Source organism: Oceanisphaera litoralis (assembly GCF_016907015.1).
GTDB classification, from domain to species: domain Bacteria; phylum Pseudomonadota; class Gammaproteobacteria; order Enterobacterales; family Aeromonadaceae; genus Oceanimonas; species Oceanimonas litoralis.
Genome location: NZ_JAFBBE010000001.1, coordinates 53,199 through 78,148 on the forward strand (window position 1 = coordinate 53,199; position 24,950 = coordinate 78,148).

24 protein-coding genes and 1 CRISPR repeat array (1 of these 25 only partly in view) are annotated in these 24,950 nt (G+C 56.3%); of the genes, 1 reads left to right on the forward strand and 23 read right to left on the reverse strand.

The window, feature by feature from the left end:
* A CRISPR array of direct repeats spans nucleotides 1-105; the repeat unit is 29 nt; unit sequence CGGTTTATCCCCGTGCGTACGGGGAACGG; it begins 6,211 nt to the left of the window's first position.
* Nucleotides 106-188: 83 nt separating this feature from the next.
* From cas2e to bioB, 14 genes are all read right to left on the reverse strand, one after another.
* Complete coding sequence (gene cas2e / locus HNR62_RS00225; RefSeq protein WP_204794088.1) at nucleotides 189-482, reverse strand: type I-E CRISPR-associated endoribonuclease Cas2e; 294 nt, start codon at nucleotides 480-482, stop codon at nucleotides 189-191.
* 3 nt (nucleotides 483-485) lie between these two features.
* Nucleotides 486-1,403 (reverse strand): type I-E CRISPR-associated endonuclease Cas1e, encoded by a 918-nt coding sequence (gene cas1e / locus HNR62_RS00230; RefSeq protein WP_204794089.1) that lies wholly within the window; start codon nucleotides 1,401-1,403, stop codon nucleotides 486-488.
* Between the two features lie 29 nt (nucleotides 1,404-1,432).
* Nucleotides 1,433-2,260 (reverse strand): type I-E CRISPR-associated protein Cas6/Cse3/CasE, encoded by an 828-nt coding sequence (gene cas6e, locus HNR62_RS00235; protein WP_204794090.1) that lies wholly within the window; start codon nucleotides 2,258-2,260, stop codon nucleotides 1,433-1,435.
* 1 nt (nucleotide 2,261) lies between these two features.
* Nucleotides 2,262-2,996, reverse strand: a complete 735-nt coding sequence (gene cas5e / locus HNR62_RS00240; RefSeq protein ID WP_204794091.1) for a type I-E CRISPR-associated protein Cas5/CasD — start codon at nucleotides 2,994-2,996, stop codon at nucleotides 2,262-2,264.
* A gap of 9 nt (nucleotides 2,997-3,005) precedes the next feature.
* Nucleotides 3,006-4,040: a type I-E CRISPR-associated protein Cas7/Cse4/CasC gene (cas7e, locus tag HNR62_RS00245; RefSeq protein ID WP_204794092.1), complete on the reverse strand. Its 1,035-nt coding sequence runs from the start codon at nucleotides 4,038-4,040 to the stop codon at nucleotides 3,006-3,008.
* 15 nt (nucleotides 4,041-4,055) lie between these two features.
* Complete coding sequence (gene casB, locus HNR62_RS00250) at nucleotides 4,056-4,667, reverse strand: type I-E CRISPR-associated protein Cse2/CasB (protein ID WP_204794093.1); 612 nt, start codon at nucleotides 4,665-4,667, stop codon at nucleotides 4,056-4,058.
* Nucleotides 4,667-6,259: a type I-E CRISPR-associated protein Cse1/CasA gene (gene casA / locus HNR62_RS00255; RefSeq protein WP_204794094.1), complete on the reverse strand. Its 1,593-nt coding sequence runs from the start codon at nucleotides 6,257-6,259 to the stop codon at nucleotides 4,667-4,669. Before casA ends, casB begins: the two co-directional genes overlap by 1 nt.
* Nucleotides 6,256-8,988, reverse strand: coding sequence for a CRISPR-associated helicase Cas3' (gene cas3, locus HNR62_RS00260; RefSeq protein ID WP_204794095.1), 2,733 nt, complete (start codon nucleotides 8,986-8,988; stop codon nucleotides 6,256-6,258). The genes casA and cas3 overlap by 4 nt, the downstream gene beginning before the upstream one ends.
* Nucleotides 8,985-9,413 carry a BrxR family helix-turn-helix transcriptional regulator gene (locus HNR62_RS00265; RefSeq protein ID WP_204794096.1) on the reverse strand — a complete coding sequence of 143 codons (429 nt, stop codon included), beginning with the start codon at nucleotides 9,411-9,413 and terminating at the stop codon, nucleotides 8,985-8,987. The genes cas3 and HNR62_RS00265 overlap by 4 nt, the downstream gene beginning before the upstream one ends.
* Before the next feature lie 306 nt (nucleotides 9,414-9,719).
* The gene (gene htpX, locus HNR62_RS00270; protein ID WP_204794097.1) at nucleotides 9,720-10,595 is read right to left on the reverse strand and encodes a protease HtpX; all 876 of its coding nucleotides are present in this window, start codon (nucleotides 10,593-10,595) and stop codon (nucleotides 9,720-9,722) included.
* A 73-nt stretch (nucleotides 10,596-10,668) separates the two neighbouring features.
* The gene (gene bioD / locus HNR62_RS00275; RefSeq protein WP_204794098.1) at nucleotides 10,669-11,352 is read right to left on the reverse strand and encodes a dethiobiotin synthase; all 684 of its coding nucleotides are present in this window, start codon (nucleotides 11,350-11,352) and stop codon (nucleotides 10,669-10,671) included.
* The gene (gene bioC, locus HNR62_RS00280) at nucleotides 11,345-12,100 is read right to left on the reverse strand and encodes a malonyl-ACP O-methyltransferase BioC (protein ID WP_204794099.1); all 756 of its coding nucleotides are present in this window, start codon (nucleotides 12,098-12,100) and stop codon (nucleotides 11,345-11,347) included. Before bioC ends, bioD begins: the two co-directional genes overlap by 8 nt.
* Nucleotides 12,101-12,256: 156 nt before the next feature.
* A complete protein-coding gene (gene bioF, locus HNR62_RS00285) occupies nucleotides 12,257-13,399 on the reverse strand; it encodes an 8-amino-7-oxononanoate synthase (RefSeq protein ID WP_204794246.1) in 1,143 nt (380 codons plus the stop codon).
* Nucleotides 13,400-13,751: 352 nt separating this feature from the next.
* Nucleotides 13,752-14,783, reverse strand: coding sequence for a biotin synthase BioB (gene bioB / locus HNR62_RS00290; protein ID WP_204794100.1), 1,032 nt, complete (start codon nucleotides 14,781-14,783; stop codon nucleotides 13,752-13,754).
* Nucleotides 14,784-14,921: 138 nt separating this feature from the next.
* Between bioB and bioA the strand changes: the two genes are divergently transcribed.
* Nucleotides 14,922-16,190, forward strand: coding sequence for an adenosylmethionine--8-amino-7-oxononanoate transaminase (gene bioA / locus HNR62_RS00295; protein ID WP_204794247.1), 1,269 nt, complete (start codon nucleotides 14,922-14,924; stop codon nucleotides 16,188-16,190).
* 152 nt (nucleotides 16,191-16,342) lie between these two features.
* Here bioA and HNR62_RS00300 read toward each other — a convergent pair whose 3' ends face one another.
* From HNR62_RS00300 to HNR62_RS00340, 9 genes are all read right to left on the reverse strand, one after another.
* The gene (locus HNR62_RS00300; protein WP_204794101.1) at nucleotides 16,343-17,329 is read right to left on the reverse strand and encodes a tetratricopeptide repeat protein; all 987 of its coding nucleotides are present in this window, start codon (nucleotides 17,327-17,329) and stop codon (nucleotides 16,343-16,345) included.
* Between the two features lie 342 nt (nucleotides 17,330-17,671).
* Complete coding sequence (locus HNR62_RS00305; protein ID WP_204794102.1) at nucleotides 17,672-18,619, reverse strand: type II secretion system F family protein; 948 nt, start codon at nucleotides 18,617-18,619, stop codon at nucleotides 17,672-17,674.
* 1 nt (nucleotide 18,620) lies between these two features.
* Complete coding sequence (locus tag HNR62_RS00310; protein WP_204794103.1) at nucleotides 18,621-19,595, reverse strand: type II secretion system F family protein; 975 nt, start codon at nucleotides 19,593-19,595, stop codon at nucleotides 18,621-18,623.
* A gap of 11 nt (nucleotides 19,596-19,606) precedes the next feature.
* Nucleotides 19,607-20,914, reverse strand: a complete 1,308-nt coding sequence (locus HNR62_RS00315; protein WP_204794104.1) for a TadA family conjugal transfer-associated ATPase — start codon at nucleotides 20,912-20,914, stop codon at nucleotides 19,607-19,609.
* Nucleotides 20,915-21,026: 112 nt separating this feature from the next.
* Nucleotides 21,027-22,241, reverse strand: a complete 1,215-nt coding sequence (locus HNR62_RS00320; protein ID WP_204794105.1) for a CpaE/TadZ family protein — start codon at nucleotides 22,239-22,241, stop codon at nucleotides 21,027-21,029.
* Nucleotides 22,242-22,254: 13 nt separating this feature from the next.
* Nucleotides 22,255-22,746 (reverse strand): TadE/TadG family type IV pilus assembly protein, encoded by a 492-nt coding sequence (locus HNR62_RS00325; protein ID WP_204794106.1) that lies wholly within the window; start codon nucleotides 22,744-22,746, stop codon nucleotides 22,255-22,257.
* On the reverse strand, nucleotides 22,746-23,222 hold the full coding sequence (locus HNR62_RS00330) for a TadE family protein (protein ID WP_239552500.1): 477 nt from the start codon (nucleotides 23,220-23,222) through the stop codon (nucleotides 22,746-22,748). Before HNR62_RS00330 ends, HNR62_RS00325 begins: the two co-directional genes overlap by 1 nt.
* Nucleotides 23,219-24,604, reverse strand: coding sequence for a pilus assembly protein TadG-related protein (locus tag HNR62_RS00335; protein ID WP_204794107.1), 1,386 nt, complete (start codon nucleotides 24,602-24,604; stop codon nucleotides 23,219-23,221). The genes HNR62_RS00330 and HNR62_RS00335 overlap by 4 nt, the downstream gene beginning before the upstream one ends.
* A gap of 63 nt (nucleotides 24,605-24,667) precedes the next feature.
* The gene (locus HNR62_RS00340; protein ID WP_204794108.1) at nucleotides 24,668-24,937 is read right to left on the reverse strand and encodes an addiction module component; all 270 of its coding nucleotides are present in this window, start codon (nucleotides 24,935-24,937) and stop codon (nucleotides 24,668-24,670) included.
* Nucleotides 24,938-24,950 lie beyond the last annotated feature (13 nt).

Below are 24,950 nucleotides of genomic sequence, written 5' to 3' on the forward strand. Positions count from 1 at the left end.
TCAGCAGTCGCAATGCGGTTTATCCCCGTGCGTACGGGGAACGGCGACCCTCTTCCAGTAGCAGCTCAACCTCGGTCGGTTTATCCCCGTGCGTACGGGGAACGGACTAAACATATATAACTGATTTAATTGGCTTTTTCTACAAAAGAAAAAGCCACCAGATTTCCATTTTTTTAAAGATCGCTAACTCATTGATTTTTAACAGGGTAAAAAGACACTAAACGCAGTCCGTCCAGATCCACCGGCATGCGCCGATTTTCTCCATGAGTCTGGAACTCGAAGCCGGATTCCGTGTTGGTGGCCCAGGCCATAACGACATTGCCCTGCTCTGCCAATTTGCTTATCTGTTCCCAGATCATTTCACGAATGCGTCTGGAAACATCCCCCACATAAACACCGGCCCGAATTTCCAGTAACCACACGGCCAGCCTGCCGCGCAGCCGAGGAGGTACGTTTTCTGTTACCACGACCAGCATGCTCATAAATCAGCCACTCCTGTGTCCTGCCTCGCCCAATGACGTTGGCTCGGGAATCGCAATCGGCTGGGCATCCTCGGGCGGAGGGGGTGGTTCGATCTCGCCGGCAGCCAGTACTTCTTCGATAAGAGGGATCAACCTGGCTAAAGTGTTGCTGCTGCGAAAAATATTCCTGCAGGCAATGCGAACCGCTTTATCGGGTTGTGACGGGTTGGTGCTGGCAATTTCAAATGCCTTGGGCACCACCGTCTCGAACTTGATGATATCGGCCATGTCATAAACGAACGACAGCGGTTTTCCGGTATGAATAAAACCAATCGCAGGGGCATAACCCGCCGCCAGGATAGCGGCTTCGGTAATGCCATAAAGGCAGGCTGTGGCAGCACTGATGCACTGATTGACCTTGTCCCCCTTGGCCCAGTTCTTGGGATCATAGCGACGGCCGTTCCATTTTACGCCATATTGTTTGGCCAGCATGGCGTAAGTGGCCCTGACCCGGCTGCCTTCGATTCCCCTGAGTTGATCGACCGAGCGCCGACTCGGTGCTTCCTCGCCAAAGCGCAGCTCGAACATCTTGCGTACCACTTTCAGCCGCAGATCGTCTTCCAGTGCCAGCTTGGCCTGATATAGCAACTTGTCGGAACGGGCGCCACCGGGCTGACCAGAAGCATACAGCCGTACTCCCGCCTCCCCTACCCATACCAGCAGGGTGCCCACGGTTGCCGCCAGTTTGGCGGCGGCGTGAGAGACGCGGGTTCCCGGCTCCAGCATAATGCAGGCTACCGAGCCCACCGGGATATGGGTACGAACACCGATTTTGTCGATTAACACAAAGGCGCCGTCAATCACGTCAATTTGCCCATACTGCAAAAAAATCATGGAGACCCTGTTTTTCATCGGTATGGGTTTAAGAGGAATAAAAGCCATAACAACTCCATTGCCAATGGCAGCACGGGCTAGGTGCGTCGGATCATCAGCAGGCCACAACCAAACGCCTTGGCCCGTCCAACCCCTTGATAAAGGCTGACTAGTAGTCGCTCCGGCTCTTTAACGGTCAGGGTGCCACTCAGGTTAACCGAGCTGAACACAGCACCGGTATTTTTACCTTTAATGGCATGTTGCAGATAGCCGTCGATTTGTACCCCGCCTTCCTGCTCCAGGCAACGAATCCCCATCTGAGGACTTCGCGTCTGCCACCAGTCGAGCAGTGCCTGCTCCGAAACGGTTTTCAATGCCAAATCTATCGTTGCTCCTCTGCCCAGCCGAGAAGCCAGCGCGTCACGGTACTGCCCACTGTCCACAACCGTTTTCCAGCGAGCGATGGCTTCATCGGACGCCAAATCCAGTAACTGGTGCTTCAGTTGCTTCTTGCTACCTGCGGCCGTCAAAGAACATTGTTTTGCTTCTTCCCGCAACCATTGTTGCTGAGCATCCATCAATACATCATGACGTTTACCCTGGCGGCATACGGTGGGGTTAACCCTGATCTGAAAAGCCAATTTATCACCGGCTTTGAGCTGAGGAGAAAAAGACCGGCTTTCCACATCAAACAGTTGAGATGAGTTATCCGGCTTTTCACGAGAAAGTACGTAAAACACCGGTTCCCCCGATGGTGCCAGCCGCCCGTCGCTCTGCTCATGGCGAAACAGAAAGCCACGTTGTTGCTCCTGGCTAAAAAGACGCCACAGCAACTGATGATGGCCGTAAACCCCCTTACTCATGGCGTTGACCAGCTCGCTCCTGGCAGCCTGGCTATCGCCCAGTCTTATTCGGGATAAATACATGTTATTCCTCCACCAAGGTCAGCTGGTGCTCCTGTCGGGAGCCGAATTGCCAGGGTATCCGGCTAATGGGCTCATCCCACACCTGACCACTCTGTACACCATCGAAGCTTCCCAAATCCTCGGCCTGCCCCTGCCACAGATAGGTGACCATGGAACCTAATCCCAACCAGCGCCGATCCTGGTCGTGACTGCCGAGTAGCGGCGGAAAGCGTTGATCGAGCGCCGATTTCAGATCTGTCTCCACCACTAACGGCGCGGCGGGTGCAGCAAGCGGGCAGGCTTTTCTGCCCAGATACGGAATAAAAGCAGGTTTGGCCAATGCTCTGCTCAGATCATCCAATGTCAACTCACTCTCCTGCTGTTGCCATACCGCCACCACCCAGTAGCCATCGCTGCGATAATCCCGGCTGGACAATACCGTATTCAATTTGTCCTTTGCGATGCTCAGCTCGTCTTTACGGGTATGGAAGCTTCGCTTTCTATCCTGCGAAGGCACCTGAGCGGTGTGATAATCCCGGGTCAGGCCGCCAGATGAATAGGCCTTGATGGCCACTCCCAGGCTGGTTCGCAACATCTCCAGCCGACTCGTCTCCTCACGCTTGATACCCAGGGCCGCACCAAGCAGCCCCAATACCGCCGAACGGCCAGGAGTCAGTGCCGTCGGCCTGTCTCCGCCCACGGCCGCTTCGCCCCAGCTGGCCATGGGGCCATACAGACGAAAAACCAGATAGTGCATAACGCCTCCTCAGTCGGCGACAAACGCCTTGAGCTGCTCAAAGTTCCCTTCGCCTTCCAGGGCATTCACCGTATAGCGGTCATCGGCACAGGCCCCATACACCTTGTCGAAGTTATCGACTTGCCGTTGCAGCGCCTGCACGGCATCTTCGGCCTGATTTTCGCCGACAATCGGCTTGAGGAAAGCCACCGACAGGGAACGAGGCTGCTGCTCACCCTTTTCTGCCAGCACATAAGACGCATATGCACGGGAAGCAAAGCTGTTTTGCTTGCCCTTGGGCGAGACTTTTACCGCCGCCTCCACCAGGGCGGCAATGGCGTTATCTGCCAGCTCGAGATCTCCGTCCAGATTGGCGACCAGCAGCTCCTTATCGATGCAGATGTAGCTGTAAAACAAGGCAGCCGCAAAAGCGGCTTCACCGATATGAGCCGCGCCCAGATCACTGTCGCCCCGGTTAAGATCATCTACCGCCGTAAAGTAGTCTTCTTCGACCGCAACCCCATGCACACTGATGGCGTGCGCCACCTGGCAGGCTGCCTCGCAGTTGAACTCGGGAGAAGACGCCAGCATGCGGCCAAACATGGCGATATCCACGGCCTTGACGTTATGGCGCAACAAAAGCAATTCTTCTTTTTCCGGTGCCCTGTTTTCCTCCGCCAAGGTGTTGACCAGCTTGTCGACCGCCTGCATTTCCTCCGGGCTGATATGGGCAAGCTGCTCAATTTCCAGGCTGTCTTTCTTGTTCTTGCCGAATACGCCGGCTATTTCCGAGGCCCAGGCTTTCGCCTGTTTTTCCGCCACGCCCTGCTCACTGAGCTTGTTGAATACTTCGGTGCCCAGCCGCTTGGTGCGGGTGCCGATATGAGCGCCCAACATCTGTTCAAACACATCGGAAATACGCCAATTCCGTTTGAGGCTTTGCGAGCTGACCCTTAAACGTTCGGTGCCGCCCATGCGGGCGGTTTTGGGGCGACCCAGGTCATCCCGGTTAAGATTGGACGGGGCATAAGACGTCAGCAGGTGCAGTTGAATAAATTTACTCATGGTGATTCTCCTTGATTAGTCTTTGTTTTTTGTCAGGCCCTTCTCGGCAGCCTGGTAATAATCCATCGCCCAGCGCACGGCAATTTTCTTGTCGGCGCGTAATGGCGCATGAGCATGATGTTCATCAAACCAGTCCAGGATCCCCTTGGCCAAGGACACCACCCGGGTCTGCCCCTTGACCTGCTTGAGCAGCCGATGCAATCGCCGATAGAACTCCTCCGGCGTTCTCGCCCCCTGCAACTGCTGAAAGCGCAGCTCACTGACTCTGGGCTTGTCGGTATTGGCGTCTATTTTTCCCAGTGAGGCCGCAAAACTGCGGCTGTCATCCTGTACTCGTATATGACTCAACACCCCGGCCAAGGTAGCCCAGGCAAGCATCGACCAGGCTCTGCGTTGCCGGGCTGGTTCCGGTAAAGCCAACCACAAGGCCCTGAAGCCCTGGGTCATCAGTACCGCTTCGGGGGTTTCTGCCCGCTTCAGTTCGGCCCGGAATACGGTGGGTGCCGGTCTTATCTTCAAGGCGGCCAATTCCTGCTCGGACAACACCATGGCCTGCCACCAGCGCATCACTGTCGCTTCTCCGGCAAACGCTGACGTAGCCGGTGCGCCTTGTTCAATGTCTGTCATCACGCCTGCTCCTTGCTTAAGGTCTCAATTCGATAATCATTTCTGAACTGCCTGGTACGTTTGCTGCCCGCCAGCCAACCACTAAGCCGGCGCCGCGCCTGGATCTTTTTCACCATGTCCCTGTCGGGATAGAGGTTGGACAGAACATGCTCGTCGAACAGTTCCTGTCCCTGGAATGACAAAGCACGGAGCCAGCGCTGGGCAATGTCTGGGGTCAATCTGCCATCGCCCGTATTCAGCAACGATTGCACGGCAATAAAAAACTCGCTCTGGGTGCGCTGCCAGAACTGCAAGTCGATATGGCTGGTGTCGCCCTTGGCATCTGCCGGCTTGTCAAACCAGGCGGCCTTGATCTGGGTTCGGCAATGCCACACCACTTCCTGTGCCAGACTCTGCAGGGCCTTGATTTCACTGAGCAGGGTATCTCTCAAATCGGCATCAAGACGGATCAACGGGAATTCGCTGTTGTACCAGCCTCTGGCTTTCATATTGTCCATATCAAAACCAAAGGCCCACAGCCTGGGGGCTTCTCCCCACTCAAAATCGAAGAAGGCCGCTTTCTCCCGAACAAAGTCCTGTACCACTCGGGCCGGAAGGTTGCCTTCGCTCTGATCGACAAAATTCAGGCTGTGCCATTGCCGGTATTGAATGCCACCGGGCTGTCCCTTGGTGGACAGATAGTCTTCTTCCGGCTTTTTGGGGTTAAAACGGTAATGGGTCAGCGGATGCTCCCAACTGCCGGCATAATTATTGCCGTAATTGCTGGTACGGTACTGCCGACAACGCCGTGAACAGGGTTGCCGACTGAGCTGACAGACCCCCTCTTGCTCTTCAAACAACAGTTTGATCCGCCGGGGCATGGCCCAGAACATGGCCAGCGGATGCACATCATGGGCATAGATTTCACTGCCTTTGGCCTTGCTGATACGAGTGGGGCCCAGCCAGGGAAACAGCTGCTCACTGTGATAATCGGGATCTGGATATTCCCAGGACTCCCGGCTCTGAACATTCAGCCACAGTTTTTGCCACAGGCTGGCATCCGCGTCATGGGGCAGCACCAGGGTCGTCAGGGGGCCGCCGCCTCTTAACCCGGTTCTGTGCCCCTGGCCACCGGATGGCGCATTGATTTGCAGGGTAAACAGGGCCAGGGCGGCCATTTGCGGCGACAGCACTTCGGCAATGCCGCGCTTGATAAAATGATCCGTGTTCAGCTTGAGACCATTGGCTCCAGGTGCCTCGATCAGCAGGCCGGACACGGGGCCGGGGCTGACGCCATCCAGTGGATCCCGGTCCTGCATAAAACGCGGGCCGTCACCCTCCAGCTCAAAGGCATGTTCAGCCAGCGCCAGGCTGGCCGCCAGTGTCTCTTGCTCGGGAGCGTTCCGATAACGTTCATGCCACTGATATTTATCATCAGGCGCCATCATCGTTTGCAGCAGGCCAATGGCAAACTGGTAGGCGGCGCCATAAAAATCGGCCCGGGGCAAGGCAAAGTCCACCACATCCGGGTCGGCAATGGCGCTGATCGGCAACTGCCGCTCGCTGCCATCCCTGAAGCGGTAGCCAAGCCAGGGATCGGTTATCAAATTCATTCAACCTCCTTATTGCTGTCAAACACGCCTAATTCGGTTGAATAACCAAACAAGGGGTCATGGTCGGGTAACCAGGGCTGGAGAAATTTTGCCTGTGGATAGCGCTGCACTATGCGCTCAAAGGCCGCCGTCAGGTTGTCGGGCAAGGACGCCAGCCGATCGGCAAAACGCCCCTTGGCGAGCTTCACTATGCTGTTCTGCAGCGCATGGGATTCGCCTTCGGCCCATAGCTGTAGCCGCCCTTGCGGGTCAAGTTTCAGTACCAGTACCTGGACGGTTTCCCTGTCTGCAAAACGGGTACTGATCTCGATGTTGTCATCGTGCCAGGCTCGGGCACTGGTCTGGTTATAGCCTTTGTGCCAGTCTATCCGCTGACTCTGCGCCTGAGCAGACCTGCCGCGTAACTCACCGAAATAGCTATCTTCTTTCTTTTTGAATTCATCCGGCATCCGTTCATAAGCACGGTCACCGTAAACCGCTTCGATCAGCAACCTCGCCTCGACCGGCATGCGAATGGCGCCCAATTGCCGCAAAATTTCCATTCCCAGCCATAGCCGGCCGGGGGAGCGATACACGTGCTCGGTGTTGGGCAAATGACTGAGCAGCCAGTCCGCATCGGGCTGTTCCTGCCACTCGGGGGTATGAACAAGTAGCGTGGGCGCCGGCCGTTCATTTTTTTCATTATCGATGCGATTACCGAACTGATCCCTGATATGTCGGTGTTGGCGGCCTGCTCGCTGAATGAGGTCATCGATAGGGCAAAGATCGGAAATCATCAAATCGGCGTCCGCATCCAGGCTTTCCTGAAACACCTGGGTGGCAATCAGAATCTGACCTCGCCGCTCTTCCTGACCGCTTTTTTTGCCAAACGTGGCCAACACCCTGTTTTCTATGACCTTTCGATCCTTGAGGGTAAAACGACTGTGAAACAGGGTCAGGTGGTCGCTAGACTGCAGTTGCTCTGCCAGTACCCAGTAGGCGCGGATGGCGTCATCCACCGAATTGCGGATCCACACCACGCACTCGCCCCGCTGACTGGCGGCCAGTATCTGGCTGACACATGCCTGCTCGCTATGAACAAAACTCACCGCCAGCTCACGACTCACGGCCGCCCGGCTATCAACAGGAGCTTCATTCAGTCGCTGCCCAGGAATAACCTGCGTTGCCAGCGGGAAATCATTTTTTTCAGGCAGCGATATTGCTTGCACACCGGCAGCCTCCTGCCAGATGCGACATAACCGCTCCCGCTGTCGCTGTGCCAGCGTAGCGGTCAGCAGAATGGCACTGCCCCCCTGACGAAGATGCACCCGCAGCAAGTCATCCAGCAGCTCAAACATGAAACTGTCCGCCGCATGCACCTCATCAAAAATCAGGATCTTGCGGTGCAGCCCAAGCAGCCGCAGGGGCTGATGTTTGCGCGGCAAGACGGCCATCAGCGCCTGATCAATGGTGCCGACCCCCACCGCCGCCAACAGTGCCTTCTTGCGAGAGTCGGCCAGCCACTGGTTGCAATACAGACTGGCCGTTTCATCACCGTTTGCATACGCGGTATCGGCGTGTGTGTTCGCCGTCAGTGCGTCACGAAAATGATCGTTCATTTCCCTAGCGCCATGTGCCAGTACTATGCTGGGTCGGCTACCATCAACGGACAGCATCTGCTGATAATGATCCGCCACCCGGGAAAACATGGCATTGGATGTTGCCATGGTCGGCAGACCGAAATAAAAACCGTCGGCTTCGCCCTGCTGCAACAGACGGTGAGTCAACGCCAGAGCAGCTTCTGTTTTTCCTGCTCCGGTCACATCTTCAAGAATGAACAACTGTGGCCCCGATGCCAGAGGCACCGTCTCCGCCCAGGTCTGCAACGGGGTGGGCTCAAAACCAAAATGCTTCTGTACCGATAAAAAGGGTTGCACCTTAACCGGTTTGATCAGCTCGGTTGCCGCAAGCGCACGTAATGCTTTTTCTTTGGCCTGTGGCCAATACTCGGCCAACGTCAGGCCACCGATGTGATATTCAAAAAATGTCGTATCTGAGCCTATCCAGTCGCTTAAAATGGCGATGCCGGACAAATGCCAGCTGATCTGCCGCAAGCGAGCCAGCCACTCCTTATCGGCTAGCTGCTGCTCTGGCCATGTCACCTTGAGTAACTGGGCGCAGACCCGGATAAATTCACAGGCCGCATCCACATCAGATTCATGACAATAATCCTTCATCATTTTCGGCTGGCTGCCCCAGTCGATGGGATAGCCATGGTGGCCAAATACCACATCCAGCAAGGCATTCAGGCTATCGAGAGCCGGGGTGACCTGGCTGATATCGACTTGGCTCAATCCGATATCTGCTCCCTTGAGCCGTCGCCCCCGGCTGGCCATTAACCAGAAAAAATAGCCCAGTCGGTCATGACGGGCCTGGCGGCTGTCGTAGCCCGATTTGGGTTGATTGCGAACTAATGGGCTATCTGCAAACTCCGCCAGATTCTGGAACGCCGAGGCGAATTTACCCAGATCATGCAGCATCAGCGAAAAGGTAAAGATTTGCCGCAACTGGCCGGGAGCAATACCCAGAAACTCGGCCAGGTTACGGGTCAAGGGTTTGTCTTCATCCAGTAGGAGCCAGCCAACCGCCGCCACATCCAGACAGTGATAGGGCAACAAATGGTAGTCTGCTCCTTCCTGGCCATCAGCCTTGCGCGCCTTGCCCCAGTAACGGAAATAGCTGGCACTCATGCGACTTGCTCCTTTTTCCGGTTCTTCATCCATTCTCCCCTCTCCCACCAGCACTGTGCATATGAACCCGTCGCCTCACGCGACAGGGTTGTTGGAGCCAAGCAAAACAGCCAGGGGTTGATGTCATCGCTCTTGTCCAGGGTGGTGGGCACGATAATGCGCCGCGGCGATCGGGCCGGGACATGGCCATATCGCCGGAAATAAATAGATTCGGAGGGGTATTGCGCGGTCGGTAAATAGCCCTTGGCGGAGGCGAAATAAGGCAGCTTATCTGGATACAGCCGCAGATATTGATTGATATCCTTGCTGGCCTGCTGATGCCCGAGCTGAAAAAACGATGGCAGGTTGAGGCTGGTGATCCGCCCTTCCCAATAGCCAAGCAGCTCAATCAGCCAGAAACGGCGATGGAGTTCGGTTTTTATCATGGCGTCCGTGCTTTTGTTTTTAGTCATTAAAGGCATTAAGCCGGGGAATAACAAGGGGGATTGTTCACGAATGGAGCCGACGCCATAAAAACTGCCGTCTGTGACTGCTTACCTCGTTGCAATATGGCAGGCAACACCGGTATTCAAGGCCAGCTAAAGCGGCAGCCTGATCTGCTAAAAAGTGCCTTGCTGCAACAAAATCCTGACGTTCGTCAGGATGACGAGCTGAAGAAAAATGTTAACTTATCGATAAAAAAACCCCGGCAAGCCGGGGTTAAAAACCAAACTACGGGTTATTGCAATCGGTTAACGCTGTTCGCGCAGGCTCTGGATGCGTTTTTCCAGCGGCGGGTGGCTCATAAACAGCTCGCTGTGACGCTTGCCGTTGATGCCGAAGGCGGCCAGCGAGCCTTCCAGCTCTACTTCGGGGCCACGGCGCAGGCGTTCCAGGGCGGCAATCATCTTCTCTTTGCCGGCCAGGCGGGCACCGCCTTCGTCGGCGCGGTATTCACGCTGGCGACTGAACCACATCACTATGATGGAGGCCAGAACACCGAACGCCAGCTCCAGCACCATCACGATGGCAAAGTAGGCCAGACCGCCCATGCCGCCGCCTTCTTCCTCTTCATTGTTGCTGAAGAAGCCGCTGATGATGTTGGCCACGATGCGGGCGAAGAACATCACGAAGGTGTTCACCACCCCCTGGATCAGGGTCAGGGTCACCATGTCGCCGTTGGCCACGTGGCTCACTTCGTGGGCCAGCACCGCTTCGGCTTCGTCCCGGCTCATGCTGTACATCAGGCCGGTGCTCACCGCCACCAGGGCATTGTTACGGCTGGGGCCGGTGGCAAAGGCGTTCATGTCCGGCGAGTCGTATACACCCACTTCCGGCATGCCGATGCCGGCCTGCTGGGCCTGGCGGGCAACTGTGGTCATCAGCCAGTGTTCCATTTCGTTGCGGGGCTGCTCAATCACCTGCACGCTATAGGCGCGCTTGGCCATCCATTTGGAGATAAGCAGCGAAATGGTCGAACCACCAAAACCGAATACGGCACAGAACACCAAGAGGCCACCGACGCTGCTGCGATCGATGCCCAGCATAGAAAATACGATGTTCAACACCACGCCCAGCACCAGCACCACGGCCAGGTTGGTGGCAATAAACAACAGAATGCGCTTCATATCTTTCCTTACTTCAACGAGTCTGCAGTCATAATATGTCCGAATGGGCAAAATTCAAGATGGCCATGATGAATTATTTCAGCAAGGGGGCAATATCTATAAAGTTGTTTACCGACTCCATGCCCTCTTCGCCCAGCCAGGGGATCTCCCCCAGCAGCGGCGCCCTGATGCGTTGCTTTAAGGTGGCGGCGTTTTCTTCGTAATGACTCATGTGAGGGTCGACCCGGTTCAGCACCCAGCCGACCACGACCAGGCCGTCGTGACGAATGGCATCCAGCGTCAGCAGGGCGTGGTTGATGCAGCCCAGACGTGCGCCCACCACCAGGATCACCGGCAGGTGCTCTTTTTTGACCCAGTCGGATAACAGGTGCTGTTCGTCCAGCGGCAGTCGCCAGCCGCCGGCGCCTTCGGTAAAAATCCAGTCGACGGCGGTTTCCTTCATCCGGGCCAGTCCCTCGCCAATATGATGAATGCTGATCGCCTCATTGGCCTGTTCCGCGGCGATATGGGGGGCAATGGCCGGGGCAAAGGCGTAGGGGTTGTGCATGTTGTAGGGCAAGGAGATGGACGAGGCTGCCTGCAGGGCCAGGGCATCGCTGTTTTTCAGCTCGCCGTCGACAAGTTCGCAGCCGGAGGCCACGGGCTTGTAGCCCAGCACCTTTTTGCCCGCCTCGGCGGCGGCCTGCATCAAGGCCCGGGTCACGAAGGTCTTGCCCACTTCGGTGTCGGTGCCGGTAATGAAAAATGTCTTAGCCATAGATGACTCCATATGCCAGCCGATAGGTGGCCACGCTGTGGCCCTGATTGTCTTTAGGATAGATGAGATTCAGTCGCTGCCAGGCCTGTTTGCCGAGCAGCCCGGGGCGGCGATCAACATTAACCCGATTGGCGCCGATGCCCTTGAGATCGAGCAGTAGATCTTTCAGTTGCGGGTAACAGAGTCGTTCGTCCACCTGCTCCAGCTGCCAGCGGCGACCGGTAGCCGCCAGTTGCTGCTCCAGCGCCTCAAACGCGATAAAGCGGTTGATGTGGGCATGGTCGTCCAGTTGCCGCCAGCTGCTTTCCAGCTCGTGCAGGCTGCCCGCCAGCAGGGTGGAAAATACCAGCACGCCGCCGGGTTTAAGCCGGTCACTCCAGCCGCGGAGCCAGCGGGCAGAGTCGGCGCTCCACTGCAGGCAGAGGTTGGCGAAAATCCAGTCCAGGCTTTGTTTCGGCAGCGGCATGGCGTCCATATCGGCGCAAATAGTCTCTATTTCGGCTTTTTTTGCCGCCTGATGCAGCATGTCGGCCGACAAGTCCAGCGCCAGCAGCTGACCGGCTTTCTGTTTGAGCCGGGGCGCAAACCAGCCACTGCCACAGCCCAGATCCAGCCCGGTGTCGCCCCATTCCGGCAGCCGTTGTAACAGGGCGTTGCCGCTACGCCGCTGCAGTTCGTTGTGCTGCTCGTAGCTGTGGGCGGCGCGGCCGAAGGCCTGGGCCACCTTGTGTTTGTCGACCTGTTGCATCAGGCGGGTGTCTCCGGTGTTGGTGGCGCATTAATGGTCATTCCGGCCTCCGAGCCGGAATCCATTCTGCAGGCGGGAGTGCGTTCCACCCTGTACGCTGCATCATGCCCTGGACTCCCGCCTTCGCGGGAGTGACGGTACGCTTCGGGCTCCGTTTCAACGGGGCAAAGACCGATGTAAAGCGTCTACAAGGCGCTGTATGTCTGCCCGGGTGTGGGCGGCGCTCAGGGTAATGCGCAACCGGGCCGATCCTGTGGGCACGGTGGGGGGACGAATGGCGCCCACCCAGCAGCCCAATTCACGTAGCTGGGCGGCCATGGCCAGGGTACGGCTCTCGTCCCCCACTATCAGTGGCTGAATGGCGGTGGCGGACGGCAGCAGCTCGAACGGCAGCGAGGCTACCCCGTCGCGGAATTGCCGCACCCGCTCGCGCAGTTGCTCACGCTGGTCGTCCGCCTCTTGTACCAGCCGCACCGCCGCCAGAATGGCCGCGGCCTGGGGCGGCGGCAGATGAGTGCTGTACACATAGCTGCGGGCATGGTTGTGCAGGTACTCGATCAATGCCCTGCTGCCGCCGACAAAGGCGCCGCTCACCCCCAATGCCTTGCCGAAGGTGCCCATAGTGACTTGTACCTTGTCTGCCGCCACCCCCTGCTCACTCAGGGTGCCCCTGCCCTGTTTGCCCAGCACGCCCAGGCCGTGGGCATCGTCTATCATCAGCCAGTTGCGGCTTTGCTCGGCCACCTGCGCCAGCCCGTGCCAGTCGCCCTGATCGCCGTCCATGCTGAACACCCCTTCGGACACGATAAGCCCGGCCCCGGGCCTGATCTTCGCCGCCAGGGCGGCCAGGTCGTTATGGGCGAAACGCTGCATGCGAGCCGGGCTGAGGGCGCCCGCCTCCTGCAGCGAGGCATGGTTGAGCCGGTCTTGCCACTGCCAGTGCGTTTTGCCGAGCAGTGTCTTTATCACCGCCTGATTGGCGGAAAAACCGGAACTGAACAGCAGCACCGCCTCCAGCCCCAGCCAGTCGGCCAGTTCGCTTTCAAGCTCACGGTGAATGGCCTGGTGCCCCACCACCAGCGGCGAGGCCACGGCGCCCACGCCAAACTCGCGGGCGGCGGCCTCGGCGGCGGCCCCGAGTTCGGGCGCCTGACTCAAGCCCAGATAATCGTTACCGGCAAAGTTGAGATAGCCTTTGCCATCGGCCCACAGTTGCCGGCCCAGTACCCGTTCTATGACGGGCAGTGAGCGTTTAAGGCCCGCCGCTTCACGCTCGGTCAGGCTCAGGTTAAAAGGCATCATCTTCTCTCGATTTGTTGAATGACGTGCTCATTGGTCGAATGAATTCGACCCTACGAACATTCATCACGGCGCCTGTCGTAGGGTCCATTTCAATGGACCAAACCAGCTACCGAGCGGCACCATTGGTCGAATGAATTCGACCCTACGAACATTCATCACGGCGCCTGTCGTAGGGTCCATTTCAATGGACCAACCCAGCTACCGAGCGGCGCCATTGGTCGAATGAATTCGACCCTACAAAAGAAACCACCCCCAGATCCTGACGTGCGTCAGGGTGACGGAAAAAGCCAAACCCAATCGGTGTTTTGTCTTAGCTGATAGCTTCAGGCTTATGGCTTCCAGCTATCTTTTAAGCCTGGTAATACAGCGGATTGGGCTCGTTCTGGGCGGCAATTTGTTCGTGCAGCTCTATTTCGGCCATTTGGTCCGGCTTCTGACTGGCACCGCTGGGGCGTATTCCGAGCCGTTTGAACAGCTGCATGTCGCTGTTTTCATCCGGGTTAGGGGTGGTCAGCAGCTTGCAGCCGTAGAAGATGGAGTTGGCGCCGGCCATGAAGCACAGGGCCTGCATCTGGTCGTTCATCTTCTCGCGGCCGGCAGACAGGCGCACATGGCTTTGCGGCATCAGGATTCGCGCCACGGCGATGGTGCGGATAAAGTCGAAGTCGTCCAGGTCTTCCTGGTTTTCCATCGGGGTGCCCTTTACCTTCACCAGCATGTTGATGGGCACGCTCTCGGGCTGACGCGGCAGCTTGGCCAGCGCCAGCAGCAGACCGGCTCTGTCTTCCGGGCTTTCGCCCAGGCCGACGATGCCGCCGGAGCACACCTTCATGCCGGCGTTACGCACATTTTCCAGGGTGTTGAGCCGGTCGGCATAGGTACGGGTGGTGATGATGTCGCCGTAAAATTCCGGGCTGGTGTCCAGGTTGTGGTTGTAATAGTCGAGCCCGGCATCGGCCAGTTTTCCGGCCTGAGCATCGCTGAGCATGCCCAGGGTCATGCAGGTTTCCAGCCCCAGCGACTTCACTTCCTGCACCATCTGCACCAGATAGGGCATGTCCCGCTCTTTGGGGTTGCGCCAGGCGGCGCCCATGCAGAAGCGGCTGGAGCCGTTGGCCTTGGCCTCTTTGGCCCGCTCCAGCACCTTTTCCATTTCCATCAGTCGCTCTACTTCCAGCCCGGTGCTGTAGCGGGCGCTTTGCGGGCAGTATTTGCAGTCTTCCGGGCAGGCTCCGGTCTTGATGGACAAGAGGGTGCTGACCTGCACCTCGTTGGGATCGAAGTGGGCGCGGTGCACCTGCTGGGCTTTAAACAGCAGATCGAAGAAGGGGCGTTCAAACAATGCGAGCACCTGCTCACGGGTCCATTTTTGACGGCTCATGCGGGGCCTTTATCCTTGATATCCAGAGGTGTTTTTCTTGGCTAGTGTAAGCACGGATGTTAGCCTGTCAACCAACAAAAAGGATAAGGGTTTACGTTGGGTTATTTTATGAACAATAAGGTTATAGACAGGGACGTCATGAACAATCAGGCATTCGATCTGCACCATCTCTGGCACCCCTACACCTCCCTCACCAGGCCCCTGCCCTGTTATGAAGTCGCCAGCGCCGACGGTGTCTATCTGCAGCTGAAAGATGGCCGCAGGCTGGTGGACGGCATGTCGTCCTGGTGGGCCTGCCTGCACGGCTACAAGGTGCCCGAACTGAACCGGGCGGCCACCGAGCAGCTCGAGAAAATGTCGCACGTGATGTTCGGCGGCCTGACCCACGATCCGGCGGTCAAGCTGTGTCGGGCGCTAAGCCAGGTGTTGCCAACCGGGCTGGATCGGTTTTTTCTGGCGGATTCGGGCTCGGTATCGGTGGAAGTGGCGCTGAAAATGGCCATTCAGTACTGGCACGGTCGGGGCCAGCCCAAAACGAAATTCGTGACCCTGAACAAGGGCTATCACGGCGATACCTTCGGTGCCATGAGCGTGTGCGACCCCAAGGGTGGCATGCACAGCCTGTACCAGGGCTTTCTGCCCGAGCATTTGTTTATCGAGAGCCCCACAAGCCGGTTCGACGGCGACTGGAACCCGCAGGACCTGCAACCGCTGGAGCTGATACTGGAGCAGCGCCATCACGAACTGGCAGCGCTGATCCTGGAGCCCATAGTGCAGGGTGCCGGCGGCATGTGTTTTTATCATCCGGAATATCTGAAAGGCGCACGGGCGCTGTGCGACCGGTACGATGTCTTGCTGATTGTGGATGAAATTGCCACCGGCTTCGGCCGCACCGGCAAGCTGTTTGCCTGCGAATGGGCCGGTATTTCGCCGGACATCATGTGCATCGGCAAGGCGCTGACCGGCGGCTACATGACCCTGGCCGCCACCATTACCACCCAAACCGTGGCCGACACCATCTGCAACGGCCCCGCCGGGGTACTGATGCACGGCCCCACCTTCATGGCCAACCCGCTGGCCTGTGCGGTGGCCATCGCCAGCCTGGAGTTGCTGCTGGCATCGCCCTGGCAGGCGCGCATTCAAGCCATTGAAGCACAGTTGCAAAAAGAGCTGGCTTCGGCGCGGGAACTGCCCCGTGTGAATGATGTGCGGGTACTGGGGGGCATTGGGGTAATCGAACTGCATGAGCCGCTGAACGTGGCCGAGGTGCAGCAAAAACTGGTGGAGCAAGGGGTATGGATACGCCCTTTCGGCAAGCTGCTGTACGTGATGCCGCCCTACATCATACAACCGGACGAACTGAGCCAACTCACCCGGGCCATGCTGATGATGTGCGAAGAAAAGTAAAAGGGGTCAGTAAAAGGGGTCGGAGTCATTTAAATAAAATAAAATGACTCCGACCCCTTTTTTTCTGCACCACAAGTCCTGGATTCCCGCCTTCGCGGGAATGACAACATAGAACGTGCGGGAATGACAAAATAGTACGTGCGGCTTTCTTTTCAGCGTTTGTTCGCGGTCGTCATGGCTTTGGCCTGATTCAGGTTGGCCACCGCCTTGGGGTAGTAACGGGGCGAGGCATCAATGGCGCGCTGAAACAGGCCGGCGGCCTCTTCATGGGCGCCTTCCATCAGCGCTATGTAGCCCAAATCGTTGAGCGCTTCGGCCTGGGTGCCGTTTTTTCGCAAAGCCGCCAAGGCTTCGGACTTGTGCCCCCAGCGGTAATACATCAACCCCAGGTTGCTCCAGGCGCGTCTGTATTGCGGATCCTGATTCACCGCCCGGGTCAGGGCCCGCTCGGCCTGGGAGTAATCGCCTTCCAGATAATAGGAGAAACCCAGGTTGGTGTGCAGCATGGCCAGGCCGGGCTGTATTTTCAAGGCGCACCGATAATACTGCCGGGCCTGTTCACCCTGCTCCCGAATATCCGACAGCAACCCCAGGCCGTTATAACTGCGCCAGGGCGATTGATTATCGGTCACACACTCGGTCGGTTCCAACTCCGCCGGATCCGCCGGGTCCAACTCGACCGGGTCCGCCGAGGCGGCATTGAGCCGGGCCCGGTCGGCGGAAATCACCTCTTGCAGCAGGGTGTCGGCCTCATCGTGCCGCTTCATGTCCACCAGCAACAAGGCCAGCGATTCCTTGAACTCCAGTCGTTTGGTGTCACTGGCCATGGCGAGCCGATAAGCCGCTTCGGCCTGGCTGTTGTTGTTCCGCTGCTGTTCCAGTCGGGCAATATTGAGGTAAATGTCCGCCTTGTTGAACGGCTTGAACTCCAGTGCCTGGCGGTAGGCATAAATCATGGCATCCGGGTTGCCCGAGGTCTGCGACTGGGCAATCAGCATGCCGGCCTCGGTCGCATTGGTGGGTTGGATGGCCCCGGCTCCGGGGGTGTTGATATTGGATAATCCGTCATGCTGTTGATTGGTCGCGGCACAGCCACTCAACAGCAGCACCGTCATTAGCGCAAGGGTTTTATTCTTCATTATTAAGTCCTTAAACCAGTCCATGGTCGTAGAAAGAGAAGATCTATTCCAAGACTAGCCACCTCCGCAAGATTCGACCAGCCGGTTTATATCGTCACTGGCCATGGAGCTAACTTGCCTTTATCGTCACCCTCGCGATGGCCTTTATCGTCACCCTCGCGAAGGCGGGGGTCCAGTGTCTTTGCAGGCTACCTGCAGTCTGGACGTTTTTCGCCACAAGTCCTGGATTCCCGCCTGCGCGGGAATGACAGGAGAAATCGCGCGGCATGAGGGGAAGTCGCGCGGAATGACAAGTAAGGTCGCACGGGAATGTCGACGGACACACCTGTTATGCGGCATTACCTACATATTACCGAACACCTTGAACACCTTGAGTAACGCCGGTCCTATGGCCACGATGAAAAAAGATGGCCAGATACAGAATACCAGCGGAAAAATCATCTTGGTGCCAATTTTGGCCGCCATTTCTTCCGCCTCCTGCTTGCGCTTGATGCGGTATTCGTCGGCATAGGTACGCAGGGTCTCGGCAATGCTGGTACCCAGCTGTATGGACTGGTTGATGGCCACGTTCAGGCTGCGAAAGTCTTCCAGCCCGGTACGCAGTATAAATTCGTCAAACGCCTGTTTCAGGCTGATGCCGGCGCGCAACTTGGCGGAAATCAGCCCCAGCTCGTCGGCCAGCTCCACATGATTGAGACTCAGCTCTTTGGCCACCCGCTGCAGCGCCGCCTTGAAGCCCATGCCCGCCTCGGTACAGACCACCAGCAGATCCAATGCATCGGGCATCGCCAGTTTCATTTGTGTCATGCGATGATTGGCAAACCGTTCCAGCACAAACACCGGTAACACATAAGCCACATAGGCCACCACGACCAGCAGTAACAGGATGATATGATAGGCAAAAGCGGTGCTGGTCAGCATGACGGCAAGCGCCACCAATACCGACAGCATTACCACCAGCAAACGAGTACCGATGAATATGCGGTAGGCCGAGTTTTTCTGAAAGCCCGCATGTACCAACAGGGTACGAATACGGTGCCCGCTAAAGGTACCGGTGCCGCCCTGTTTGGCCAGCACCAGCCGCTGCTCCAGGCTGTCTTGCTGCTCTTCTTCCACCTGTTGCTGCATGTGATTCAGCCGCCGGCGATAGGGGTTAGTCATACCCCCGGCCACCATCACCAGGCCCCAGAACAGGGTCATGGCCGACAGCGCCACCCCGCCTATCAGCAACCACTGACGCATACTGGGATCGGTCAGGCCTGCATTGAACAATTCTGTCAGCTCTGCCATGTTACACCTCAATCCTGATAATGCGGCTGATCCACCAGGTACCCAGCGCCATGGCGATACCACCATAAATCAGCAATTGGTGTCCCTGCTCCGTAGTAACCAGTTCGGTGACATAACCGGGGGTCGTGACATACATCACCGCAAAGAGTGCGAAGGGGGTCAGCACCAGCACCCAGCCCGACATGCGCCCTTCGGCCGACAGAGTTCGGAGCTGGCGATTGAACTTGAACCTGTCACGAATAATGATGGCCAGCTTGTCGATGTTCTCCACCAGGTTACCGCCGGTTTCCCGCTGCACCTGCACCGCGCTTATCAAGGCCATGTTGGACACGCTGGGCACCCGCTCCAGCAGGCCGGTAAGGGCCTTGCGAATATCCTTGCGGTAGTTGATGTCGGCAAACACCAGGGCAAATTCACGCCCCAGCGGATTGGGCATCTGCTCGCTGATAAGCTTGATGGTATCGGCAAAGGAATAACCCGCCTGCAGGCCCCGCTTCATGATGTCCAGCGCCTCGGGCAGTTGCTGCTCATAAAGAGCCAGCCGCTGGTAATAATTGCGCTTCAGCTTGATGTGCACCAAGACAGACGGCAGTACCAGCGCCAGCAGCACCAGCAGCCAGCTGTGCCACAGCCACCAGCAAGCCACCGCCAGCGCCAGGCTCGCCAGGGCCGTCAGCAACACCAACTGGTAAGCATAAAGCCGGGATCCGGCCAGCTCCAGCGCAAAGGCCACCCGCTCCAGCAGAGGCGAGGTTTCCAGTCGGCGCAGCTGCGGCGACAGCGCATCCAGCCGCTTGGTGCGATAGATGGATACCTGTTGCTGTTCCCGGTTTTCCGCCTCCAGCGCCTCAAGCCGCCGTTTGAGCAGGGCAGAACGATTCAACCGGGGCCGAGTCACCGGCACAAACATGGCCAGGCTCAGGCAGAGAACCGCCAGCCCCACCATCGCCAGAAAGATAAGGGTATTGCTGCTCATAAGACCTCCCGCTAGAAAATGTCCCGATGCAGCTCGTCGTCACCGAAGAGGCTGCGCGGCAATACCATGCCCCGTTGGGCCAGGCGATCGTAGAAGTTGGGCATCACGCCGGTGGGACGATGGCGCCCCAGCACCTTGCCTTCGGCATCGATACCGGTACGCTCGAAGGTAAAAATCTCCGACATGGTGATGGTATCGCCTTCCATGCCGTGCACCTCCTGCATGCTGACCATGCGCCGCTTGCCGTCCTCCTGCCGCTCCAGCTGAATGATCAGATCCAGCGCCGAGGCCACCTGGGCCCGAATGTTCTTCACCGGCATGTCGAAGCCGGTCATGGACACCATGTTTTCGAGCCGGCCCAATGCATCACGCGGGGTGTTGGCGTGAATGGTGGTAAGCGAGCCTTCGTGACCGGTGTTCATGGCGGTGAGCATGTCGAACGCCTCGGCGCCCCGCACCTCCCCTACTACTATGCGGTCGGGCCGCATCCGCAGGGTGTTTTTCACCAGGTCACGCATGGCAACCTCGCCCCGCCCCTCTATGTTGGCGGGCCGGCTTTCCAGCTGTACCACATGGGGCTGCTGCAACTGCAGCTCGGCGGAGTCTTCCACCGTAATGATGCGCTGGTTGGCCGGAATAAAGCCGGACAGTATGTTGAGGAAGGTGGTTTTACCGGTACCGGTACCGCCGGAAATAAGAATATTGAGCTTGCCCTTGACCACCGCCTCCATCACCTGGGCGATGGGCGAGGTGATGGTACCGAAGTCGATAAGGGTATCTACCGCCAGCTTTTCGACCGTGAAGCGTCGAATGGACAGCACGGGGCCGTTCAGCGCCAGCGGCGGTATGATGGCGTTGACCCGGGAGCCGTCTTTCAGGCGGGCATCCACCATGGGCGACAGCTCGTCGATACGGCGGCCCACGCTGGACACGATACGTTCTATTACCCCCATCAGGTGGTCGTCGTCGGTAAAGGTGAGCGGCACCCGCTCTATGCGCCCCCGGCGTTCCACATAGATGCTTTTGGCGCCATTGACCATGATGTCTGCAATACCCGGGTCGGCCAGCAAGGGCTCTAGCGGGCCGTGCCCCAGTATTTCGTCAAGCAGCTGACGCACGATTTTCTGACGGGAGTCCACCGACAGCGGGGTGGGCGAGTCTTGCATTATCTGAAAGCACAGGCGCTCTATCTGTTCGCTGGCCTGCTCGCGGGAAATGGTTTGCAGCATGGGCAAGTCCAGCATATCCATCAACTTGCCATGCAGACGATGTTTATAGGCTTCTTCATCCGTGTTGAGAATATAATCTTCCAGGTTCATCCTTGACCCCCATTATTACTCAGTACTAATTCAGTGCAAATCGAATCAGCTACTCGGTGCTAATCGACTCAGCTATTCAGTGCCGAAAATCAGTGCCGAAAAAACCGGCTGTTCAGTGCCGGCCAAACCACCTTTTAAGCAATCCGGGCCTGGTGGCTTCTTCTTCATCCTGCGGCGTAATTTCGGCGACAATGTCGTCAAATACCCTGACCAGTTTGTGTTTTTTTTCTACTTCCACCACCAGCTTGCCCAGGTCGGTACAATTTTCCGCCATGGTGAAATCATTGAGCAAGGTGAGAATATGAGTGATCTCCGTGGTCTGCTCTATTTTTTTTAAAGATAGATCCTTCTTCTTGTCGTAACGGTTTATCAGCAAAATAATCCGGTTTTTCGGTATGCCCAGCTCGTGCCGGAGCCGTTTCAGCAGATACAGGGTTTCACGCAGGGCGGACAGAGACTGCTGCATCACCACCAGCACGTGGTCGGCGCATTCCAGCATGGGCAGGTTCCAGTTTTCGGGCCCGCGAGACAGGTCTACCACCACCTGCTGATACTGGCTGCGCAGCAGATACGTCAGCTGGGAACAGTGCTTTGCCGTGGGCTGATAATGGTCGGTAAGCGAGGCCGGCAGAGAGGGCAGCACATCCAGTCGCTCCCGTGCCAGGCTGACCATGCCCGACAGGGCCATGGCATCCATTTCCGTCGCTCTTTCCATGCCGCCGGCCAGGCTGCCTTGTTTGTCTTGTACATTCAGATAATCCGCCAGCGAGCCATAATGCAGGTTGGCATCCACCAGCAGTGTCTTGTCGTCGTCGTGGCGCCGGCCCAGCGCATAACCCAGGTTGGCGCAAATAAAGCTGGCACCGGAGCCGGGTTTGCCGTTTACCACCACGGTCACCGGCGCCAGCGAGGCACTGGCCGCCTGTTTGTCGGCCACCCGGGTCAGGGCCGACCACAGCTCCGCCGGCTGATAGTCGAAGGGCAAGAAGTCGACCGCCCCCAGCCGCATGGCTCGGCGCATCAGGGTCGTGTTGCCCGGGTCGCCCACCACTATCAGTGGCGGCGTTGCCGTTTGCCTGTGCTCCAGTTCATCAAACAGGGTGGAGATCATGGGATTATCCACCAGCAGCAACAGCTGACGCCCAGCCTTGGGCAGGGAATCCCGCTCGGACAGGCGGCGCAGCTGCAACTGGCTGGACTGAAGCTGACTTTGCAACTCTGACCATAAACGACCATCCGGATCCATCACGCTGATTTGCAACGGACAGGCCAGCGGCGAGCGAGGTGATAAAGCGCTTTCCAGTTCTACAATTTTGGCGTCTGTCATAAATCACTCCAAATCAAGGAAAGCAGGGAATGTCACCACTTGTCGTCCGTCCCAGACTCTCGGCTCTCAGGGTAGTGGTAAAATCCGGTGACTGAATAGCCAGGTTCGTAGGCAAGGGTAAAACAGGCTGAAAGGTATAACCCACGATACTGGCCTGAACATAGCGAATATCGCTCAGGTTGCTTTGCGGGTTGCTCACCGTTGCCATACCGTCTGTCAGGTATCTGATATTTATGTTGGATCCGTTGAAACTACCCATGGCAATATCCAGCCTTGCTGCTACATCATCAGCCACAGCCTGACGCTCATCCGGCATACAGACAGCCGCCAGTCTGGCTGCCTGACGGGACGACTCGTTCAGCATGGACCAGTTATATATCAACCGCCCCAGCTCCATAACAGAAAACAGCACCAGAAAAATAACTCCGGCTACAATAGAAAATTCTACCGTGGTCGTGCCCCTTTGCTTTCTTACTGTTCTTTTTTTTTCAGGTGTAATGTTCATCAGTTCGTCATCATCCTTGAAGTAATACTGGTTTCCAGAGGAAATGTCAGATCGATTTCATTACCAAAGAACGTATTGAATTTACTACCGAACACCGGTTGCCAGTTATATCTGGCGTCAACAACCATGTAAGCATAGGTACTTCCAACAGGAATCTGCTTATAACCAATTGATATATCAGAGAAAGTTAGACCAGGCAACACACTATTCACAGATACACTGTCATCACCATAAACAATCAGCTTTTTTATTTTGTCTTCCATCATTGGCCGCTCAAGGTCATCGTTATGCCAGTTTTCAGGACCAAGATGATGCGTTCCTGCACGAACTGCCTTGGTGAGTATATGATATTGATAAAGCATTCGGCCAAACTCACCAATAGCAAGCATTAGTAGCAATAACAACGGTAACACAATGGTTGCTTCAACAATCGCAATACCTCGTTGAGTGGATGGTTTTTTGATCTTATTCATCATGAGTCTCCACTATCAGTGTCATCGTACAGCACAATCCTTTCTGAACCACCTCCGTTAAATCCATTGTCATTTGGTCCACAATGTATTTTCTCTGCAACTATATACTGGGTGTTTCCTTTTCCTGTTACTTCTTGATTAAGAAAAAAGCAGCTTAATCCTATTATCTCGAATTTGGTCTTCCCATGAACCTCGTCTTTATAAAGAGGGTTACTACAGTCTGCCACTGGTACACTGACAATCCTTCTCTCATTCTCACAAAAATCATAGTTGGCATCGGGGGCATTGACATAATCACCGTATTTTTCAAGCTGATCATATTTTGGGCCTGGAGAAAGAACGATACTCCCTGGACTATCTCCGGGAATGGCAGCAAAGTCATTATCACTAAACTCAACAGGTTGTCCCCCTGTCGCCATATAAGGTGGCAGTTTGCAATCTGGATAATACCACGCAGAACTACTGCTCGTTCCTGCAACTCCTTGGGGTTCGTAACTTCCCATATCTGCATCGAACTTATTAAACCTTGTATTAACTCCTCCTTCTGAAGGTCCAACCCTACCACCAGGGAGAGTGGTGACTGAGTCTTCAATACTTACGTAAGAGTTCTGAAACAATTTTCCGGAAAGAGCATGTTTATAAAGACTGCCGCCTCCACCATTGGGATCTCCACTACAATCCGCACTAAGGTCATTTTCAAAGCACTTGAAGTCCAGCCCCAGAAAGTTGCCAGGATCTAGTGGGTTGTCTTCCTTCTTTGCAGATCTTTTAATCACAATAATATCACCGGAATTTCCAGTGCCATCCCAGTTAGCTGTTTCAAAACCAAAATTTCCGGAACCTATTTCTTCATCGCTGGTGCTTTCAGCACACATCAGCAGAGGAATAATCTGTGCATCATCTTTTTCAGATGATGTAGCCGCAACTGCAGATGCTCTGACCTGCCAAGTATCCACCACCAATTGTGAAAGAAATTGATCCACAGGTACTGTATTGAGACGTACCCGAATTGATCTGGCCGCCGTATCCGTAGTGGGTTCAAAAGGAACAGGATTTATGGAAAATTCAATATCTAACTCCGTAGCCAGATTATTCAGGTCGACGTTCACCTGCTTAAATCCAGGGCCGTTTAAGATTTCTCGCAGGGTATCCTCAACCGCATCACGTGCCTTGTCGTGTGTATTTTCGTTTTTATCTTTAAGATTTAAAGTCTTGGCCCCACTCAACGCGGCCGAATCCACCGCATCCTGCACTCGGGTCTTATTCAGCAACAAATAGCCCCCATCCAGGGCCAGGGCGGTGAAGCCGAGCAGCGTAAAGAGCGCTATCGTCACCAGGACGAGCACGGCGCCTTTCTGTTGCTTGCGGTGCGATAACGCTTTCATGCTGTTTCTCCTGCTTATTAATTAGTCTCCGAAAGTTAGTCGCCGACCTTTACTCCCCGACCTTTACTCGCCGAAGTTGAGAGTTACCTGGGTTTTGCCCTCACTGGGGGCTTCCGCCCCTTTCACGTATTTGTCGTGCAATGAGACTCCGTATTCCCCATTCAGGGTAAGGGCGGCAATTTTGCCGTCGTTACGCAGGCCGGCATCGGGGTCCATGATCTGCAGCTCGTCCAGCTCCTGAATATCGTCACCCATGGCAAAGTCATAATGCCGTTCGCCTGCACAACCGGCGACAACGCCGCTGGTCAGCATGATCAGTAGTATCCGTTTCATTCTGTGTCTCCTT

Excerpts from the sequence above, each read along its gene's own strand:
- cas2e (WP_204794088.1), bottom strand. The coding sequence starts at position 482 with ATGAGCATGCTGGTCGTGGTAACAGAAAACGTACCTCCTCGGCTGCGC.
- cas1e (WP_204794089.1), bottom strand. The coding sequence starts at position 1,403 with ATGGCTTTTATTCCTCTTAAACCCATACCGATGAAAAACAGGGTCTCC.
- cas6e (WP_204794090.1), bottom strand. The coding sequence starts at position 2,260 with ATGTATTTATCCCGAATAAGACTGGGCGATAGCCAGGCTGCCAGGAGC.
- cas5e (WP_204794091.1), bottom strand. The coding sequence starts at position 2,996 with ATGCACTATCTGGTTTTTCGTCTGTATGGCCCCATGGCCAGCTGGGGC.
- cas7e (WP_204794092.1), bottom strand. The coding sequence starts at position 4,040 with ATGAGTAAATTTATTCAACTGCACCTGCTGACGTCTTATGCCCCGTCC.
- casB (WP_204794093.1), bottom strand. The coding sequence starts at position 4,667 with ATGACAGACATTGAACAAGGCGCACCGGCTACGTCAGCGTTTGCCGGA.
- casA (WP_204794094.1), bottom strand. The coding sequence starts at position 6,259 with ATGAATTTGATAACCGATCCCTGGCTTGGCTACCGCTTCAGGGATGGC.
- cas3 (WP_204794095.1), bottom strand. The coding sequence starts at position 8,988 with ATGAGTGCCAGCTATTTCCGTTACTGGGGCAAGGCGCGCAAGGCTGAT.
- HNR62_RS00265 (WP_204794096.1), bottom strand. The coding sequence starts at position 9,413 with ATGATAAAAACCGAACTCCATCGCCGTTTCTGGCTGATTGAGCTGCTT.
- htpX (WP_204794097.1), bottom strand. The coding sequence starts at position 10,595 with ATGAAGCGCATTCTGTTGTTTATTGCCACCAACCTGGCCGTGGTGCTG.
- bioD (WP_204794098.1), bottom strand. The coding sequence starts at position 11,352 with ATGGCTAAGACATTTTTCATTACCGGCACCGACACCGAAGTGGGCAAG.
- bioC (WP_204794099.1), bottom strand. The coding sequence starts at position 12,100 with ATGCAACAGGTCGACAAACACAAGGTGGCCCAGGCCTTCGGCCGCGCC.
- bioF (WP_204794246.1), bottom strand. The coding sequence starts at position 13,399 with ATGCCTTTTAACCTGAGCCTGACCGAGCGTGAAGCGGCGGGCCTTAAA.
- bioB (WP_204794100.1), bottom strand. The coding sequence starts at position 14,783 with ATGAGCCGTCAAAAATGGACCCGTGAGCAGGTGCTCGCATTGTTTGAA.
- bioA (WP_204794247.1), top strand. The coding sequence starts at position 14,922 with ATGAACAATCAGGCATTCGATCTGCACCATCTCTGGCACCCCTACACC.
- HNR62_RS00300 (WP_204794101.1), bottom strand. The coding sequence starts at position 17,329 with ATGAAGAATAAAACCCTTGCGCTAATGACGGTGCTGCTGTTGAGTGGC.
- HNR62_RS00305 (WP_204794102.1), bottom strand. The coding sequence starts at position 18,619 with ATGGCAGAGCTGACAGAATTGTTCAATGCAGGCCTGACCGATCCCAGT.
- HNR62_RS00310 (WP_204794103.1), bottom strand. The coding sequence starts at position 19,595 with ATGAGCAGCAATACCCTTATCTTTCTGGCGATGGTGGGGCTGGCGGTT.
- HNR62_RS00315 (WP_204794104.1), bottom strand. The coding sequence starts at position 20,914 with ATGAACCTGGAAGATTATATTCTCAACACGGATGAAGAAGCCTATAAA.
- HNR62_RS00320 (WP_204794105.1), bottom strand. The coding sequence starts at position 22,241 with ATGACAGACGCCAAAATTGTAGAACTGGAAAGCGCTTTATCACCTCGC.
- HNR62_RS00325 (WP_204794106.1), bottom strand. The coding sequence starts at position 22,746 with ATGAACATTACACCTGAAAAAAAAAGAACAGTAAGAAAGCAAAGGGGC.
- HNR62_RS00330 (WP_239552500.1), bottom strand. The coding sequence starts at position 23,222 with ATGATGAATAAGATCAAAAAACCATCCACTCAACGAGGTATTGCGATT.
- HNR62_RS00335 (WP_204794107.1), bottom strand. The coding sequence starts at position 24,604 with ATGAAAGCGTTATCGCACCGCAAGCAACAGAAAGGCGCCGTGCTCGTC.
- HNR62_RS00340 (WP_204794108.1), bottom strand. The coding sequence starts at position 24,937 with ATGAAACGGATACTACTGATCATGCTGACCAGCGGCGTTGTCGCCGGT.